6 protein-coding genes are annotated in these 4,931 nt (G+C 70.5%); 4 read left to right on the top strand and 2 right to left on the bottom strand.

The annotated features are described in order from the left end of the window. The coding region (gene thyA, locus VF697_RS36200; RefSeq protein ID WP_331102329.1) for a thymidylate synthase at positions 1–250 on the bottom strand (250 nt) is incomplete at its 3' end. A gap of 196 nt (positions 251–446) precedes the next feature. Here thyA and VF697_RS36195 point away from each other — a divergent pair. The 3 genes from VF697_RS36195 (at position 447) to VF697_RS36185 (ending at position 3,149) form a co-directional block, all read left to right on the top strand. Continuing rightward, positions 447–1,007 carry a cob(I)yrinic acid a,c-diamide adenosyltransferase gene (locus VF697_RS36195; protein ID WP_331102327.1) on the top strand — a complete coding sequence of 187 codons (561 nt, stop codon included), beginning with the start codon at positions 447–449 and terminating at the stop codon, positions 1,005–1,007. A 46-nt stretch (positions 1,008–1,053) separates the two neighbouring features. After that, positions 1,054–2,073: a tRNA epoxyqueuosine(34) reductase QueG gene (queG, locus tag VF697_RS36190; protein WP_331102325.1), complete on the top strand. Its 1,020-nt coding sequence runs from the start codon at positions 1,054–1,056 to the stop codon at positions 2,071–2,073. An 89-nt stretch (positions 2,074–2,162) separates the two neighbouring features. Next, complete coding sequence (locus VF697_RS36185) at positions 2,163–3,149, top strand: DMT family transporter (RefSeq protein WP_331102323.1); 987 nt, start codon at positions 2,163–2,165, stop codon at positions 3,147–3,149. Between the two features lie 10 nt (positions 3,150–3,159). On the opposite strand, the gene VF697_RS36180 is transcribed toward VF697_RS36185, so the two are convergent. Further along, positions 3,160–3,819: a hypothetical protein gene (locus VF697_RS36180; protein ID WP_331102321.1), complete on the bottom strand. Its 660-nt coding sequence runs from the start codon at positions 3,817–3,819 to the stop codon at positions 3,160–3,162. 162 nt (positions 3,820–3,981) lie between these two features. Here VF697_RS36180 and VF697_RS36175 point away from each other — a divergent pair. Next, positions 3,982–4,931: YihY/virulence factor BrkB family protein (locus VF697_RS36175; protein ID WP_331102319.1), on the top strand; the 950-nt coding region annotated here is incomplete at its 3' end.

The raw sequence follows: 4,931 nt of genomic DNA, 5'->3' as shown, positions 1-4,931 counted from the left end.
CCCACTCGTCCCAGATGGTGACGCCGTGCTTCTGCAAGTCCTTCACGTTGGTGCCGCCCGCGAGCATCCACAGCAGCTCGTGGATGATGGACTTGAGGTGGAGCTTCTTCGTCGTCACCAGCGGGAAGCCCTGCGTGAGATCGAACCGCATCTGGTGGCCGAAGACGCTCAGCGTGCCGGTGCCGGTCCGGTCGCTCTTCTTCGTTCCGTGGTTCAGCACATGCTCGAGCAGGGCGAGGTACTGTTTCATGAGTGGATCGATCGTCCGGCCGGGCGTGGGCGCAAATGGGGGAGCGGCTTCTAGCCCAGGAGCTGTGGAGCGCGCGACACTCGGGGGCGGGGGAGCGGTGGATCTCCGACGAATGCCCTCGGTGCGAGTCCGCCGTACACGAAGCGGCGCCTTCCGGTGGAAGTCGTGTACGGGAGACCGTTAGAAGGGCCGCGCCATGAAGATCTACACGAAGACCGGTGACACGGGAGAGACGGGGCTGTTCGGCGGGGGACGGGTGCGCAAGGACAGCGTGCGCGTGGATGCCTACGGCGAGGTGGACGAGCTGAACGCCTCGCTGGGGCTCGCACGTGCGCTGTCCATGCCCTCGGACCTGGACGCGCTCCTCCAGCGGCTGCAGGACCAGCTCTTCACCGTGGGCGCGGTGCTGGCCACGCCCGTGGGCACCAAGGCCTCCGAGCACCTCCCCCCGCTCAAGCCCGAGTGGGTGACGGACATGGAGCGGGCCATCGACACCTTCGAGACCGAGCTCGCCCCCATGACGCACTTCATCCTGCCGGGGGGCAGCCAGGCGGCCGCCGCGCTGCACCTCTGCCGCACGGTGTGCCGCCGGGCCGAGCGCCGCGTGGTCGCCGCCCTGCGCGAAGGCGAGGCCACCCAGGAGGTGGTGGTCTACCTCAACCGCCTCTCGGACCTGCTCTTCATCATGGCCCGGGTCGCCAACCACCGGGTGGGCGTCGAGGATGTGAAGTGGATACCGGAGAAGGCCGGCAAGTAGCACGGCGGGGCTCCCCTGGGGCGGCGACGCGGTTATGTATGGGACCGTGACTTCGCTGCCCACCGCCCATCTTCGCCAGCTCTCCGAGCAGGTCGGCTTCGACCTCGTGGGCTTCGCGCGCGCCGAGCCCATCCCCGCCGAGACGCTCCTGGAGTGGCTCGAGGCCGGCTGCGCCGCGGACATGGACTGGATGGGCACCCGGGCGGCCGAGCGGCTCGATGTCTCCCGGCTGCTCCCCGGGGCGCGGACGGTCATCGCCTTCGCCACCAACTACTACCGCGAGGAGCCGAGGACGGCGGGCTCGCCCATTGCCCGCTACGCGCGGGGCCGGGACTACCACTCCACCCTGCGCGACAAGCTGAAGGCCTTTCGCAAGCTGCTCTCGGAGGCGTACCCCGAGGTGCACCACTACGGCAGCGTGGACTCGGGCCCGCTGATGGAGAAGGTGTGGGCCGCGCGCGCGGGCCTGGGCTACGTGGGCAAGAACGGGTGCTTCATCACCGAGCCGTTCGGCTCGTGGGTGCTGCTGTCCGCGGTCATCCTGGACGCGGAAGTGGACGCGTACGCGGGCGGCCCCGCGGAGGACCGCTGTGGCCACTGCCGCAAGTGCATCATGTCCTGCCCCACCGGCGCGCTGCTGGGCCAGGGCCGGGTGGATGCGCGGGCCTGTCTCTCCTACCAGACCATCGAGAACCGCCACGCCGAGGTGCCCGAGTCCTTCCGGGTGGAGATGGACAACATCATCTTCGGCTGCGACATCTGCCAGGACGTGTGTCCCCTCAACCGCCACCCCGTGCTGACGCCGAACGAGCGCTTCGCACCGCGCGCGGTGGCGGAGCTCGGGGTGCTGGAGCTGGCCGCGCTCACCCCCGAGCAGTACGCGCAGCTCATCCCTGGCACGGCGCTCGGGCGGGCCAAGTACGACGGGCTGCGCCGCAACGCCGTGTATGCCCTGGGCGCCGCGAAGCAGCGGGACGCCCGGGCCCTGCTGGAGAAGCTGCGCGAGGATCCCAGCGAGCAGGTGCGTCACGCCGCGCAGTGGGCGCTGCTGCACCTGGACGCGTAGGGGTGCCGCGAGGCGGTACACGTTCGTGCTCGCTTCACGGTGAGTCGTAGGTGCTCCGCGCCACGATCTGATACGGGGCCCTCCACACGATGGGCGCATCCACCTCCGGGACTCTCTCTTCTCACCAGGCGCCGCTCGGCAAGGTGTACGCCGCGCTGTTGTTGCAGGTGACCATCAGCGCGGGCACGTATCTGGCCGGCAAGCGGGCCATGTCGGAGCTTCCGCCCGTCACCGTGGTGCTCTGGCGCTTCCTGCTGAGCGCCACCGTCTTCTGCCTGCTCATCGCCTTCACGCCCGGCCCCAAGCTGCCGCCCCGCTCCGAGTGGCGCCGCGTGCTGCTGCTCGGCCTGCTCGCCGGCCCCATCAATCAGATGCTGTTCTTCTACGGGCTGGCCCACTCCACCGCGTCCCACGCGGCGCTCCTCTACGCGCTCACCCCGCTCGGCGTGTACCTGCTGAGCCTCGCGCGGGGGCACGAGCGGCCGTCCTCTCGCGCCATGCTCGGCATCTTCACCGCGCTCACCGGCGTGGTGGTGCTGCTGCTGGGACGCGGGCTGGCGTCGGCGGGCGGCTCGCTCCTGGGCGACCTCCTCATCCTCGCGGCCGTGACGGCCTGGGTCGGCTACACCACCGAGGGCAAGCCCTTCGCCGCCACCTATGGCCCGGTACGCGCCACCTCGTGGAGCATGGTGGCCGCCGCCCTGCTCCTCGTGCCCGTGATGCCCTTCGCCCTGGAGCCGGCGCGCACCTTCGCCGCCAGCGCTCCCGCCCTGGGGAGCATCGCCTACCTGGCCATCCTCACGTCCGTGGTGGCCTACCTCATCTGGTACTACGCCCTGTCCAAGGTGCCCGCCTCGCGCGTGGCCATCTTCTCCAACCTCCAGCCCGCCGCCACCGCGCTCGCCGCGTGGCTGGTGCTCGGCGAGCCGCTGCATTGGGAGCTGGCCGTCGGTGGCGTGCTGGTCATCGCCGGCGTGCGGCTGACGCAGGGCGCTCACGTCGAGCGGGCGTCTCCGGTGACAGTGGAGGAGGACGCGCGGGTTCCTCCCGCCTCCTCCCGCGCTCGGTCCGTGTAGCCGGGCGCGCTCAGTCCCCGTTCGGGTCCCAGTCGGAGATGTCCTTCTTCTTGGGCTCCGGTGGCGGCTGCGGCTTCGTGGACTCCACGGGCTTGGGGGCCGGTTTCGGCGCGGGCGCCGGCTCGGGCTCGGGGTCGTCGAAGATGGGGATGTCCTCGCTGCTCTTCGATGCCGGCTTCGATACGGGCTGCGCCTGGGCCGCGGGCTGGGCCTTCGGCGCGGGCGCGGGCTCGGCGATGGGTGCCTCTTTCGCTACGGGCGCGGGCGACTCGACGGGCGCGGGTGACTCGACGGGCGCGGGAGGCTCGGCGGGGGCGGGGGGCTCCGCCTCCGAGGCCCGGTAGACACCGCGGCGCACCGAGTCCGAAGCGGGCGCCGTGCCCGACGCCGGAACCGTGTCGGACTCCCGCATGGCGGGCTCCGCGGTGCGCTCGGGTACCGGCGCGCTCCGCATGTCCTGGAGCGAGTAGTACCGGTCGGTGCACTCCTTCTGCTCCTTGTCACAGCTCACGAGGCACTCGGTGAGCGGGCGGTACTTCGTCGTGCTGCCACCGTATTCGATGGTGCAGTCCTCGCGGCAGGTCCCATGGTCCTCGCGGCATCCCTCGGGGATGGGACGGTGGGGGCCAGCGGCGAGCGTCAGGAAGATGACGAGCGGTAGGGGATGCATGGTAGGACGGGGAGGCTAGCAGGCATCCTCCCTTCCTGGCGTGGGGAGCTCCCCGAAGGGCGGGGAAGGGAACAAGTGGCGAGTCCCTGCCTGTTCGCTTGCTGCACGAAGGCCTACCCGGGCCCACCTTCCCTGCCTTTCCCGGGACCACACGGAGGATGGATGGGGTTCCGCAAGCCCAGGCACCTGACGTGGCGTGAGTTCTTCCGACGCTTCTGGATAGAGCTGCAGGAGGACGCCGTCACCGAGTGCGCGGCGCAGCTCGCCTTCTATTTCCTCTTCGCCCTCTTCCCATTTCTCTTCTTCCTCGTGACGCTCGCGGCGAACCTGCCGGTCGCCCCGGGGGCCGTGGAGGCCATGGTGGAGCGGCTCGGCCCGCTCATGCCGGCCGAGGCCCTGCGGGCGGTGAAGGAGCACCTCGAGTCGCTCGTCAGCCAGAGCCGGCCCCGCCTCATCACCCTCGGCCTGCTGGTGGCGCTCTGGTCGGCCTCGCGCGGCGTGGACGCGTTGCGCCGGGCGCTCAACCTCGCCTACGACGTGCCCGAGTACCGGCCCTTCTGGAAGACGCAGGGGCTCGCCATCCTCATGACGGTGGCCGGCTCGCTGGTCATCCCCCTGGCCTTCGCCCTCTTCTTGCTGGGCGGGCGGCTGGGCGAGTGGATCGCCGAGCATCTCCACGTCCTCGACGTGTACCACACCGTGTGGATGTGGCTGCGCTGGCCCTTCACCGCCGGCCTCGTCATGTTGGTGCTGGCCCTGTGCTACTGGCGCCTGCCGGCCGTGCGGCACCGCTACCAGTTCCTCTCCCCGGGCGCGCTGCTCGCCAGCATCCTGTGGCTGCTCACCACCTGGGGCTTCACGCAGTACGTCGAGCACTTCGGCCGCTACAACGTCACCTATGGCTCCATCGGTGGTGTCGTCGTGCTGCTGCTGTGGCTCTACCTCACCGGCCTCATCTTCATCGTCGGGGGCGAGGTGAATGCCATCCTCGAGCAGGCCGAGGCCGAGGCGGCTCAGGCGGCCGGGAAGCCCTCGCCCCTCGAAGTGCCCCACCTCAAGGGCAGCTCCGTCGAGGGGCAGCGCTCGGGGCGGGATCGGCTCGCCTTCTGGCG

Source organism: Archangium sp., assembly GCF_036388035.1.
Lineage (GTDB): Bacteria > Myxococcota > Myxococcia > Myxococcales > Myxococcaceae > Archangium.
Note: the sequence above shows the minus strand (reverse complement) of the source record. Positions and strands in the feature narration are given on the sequence as shown.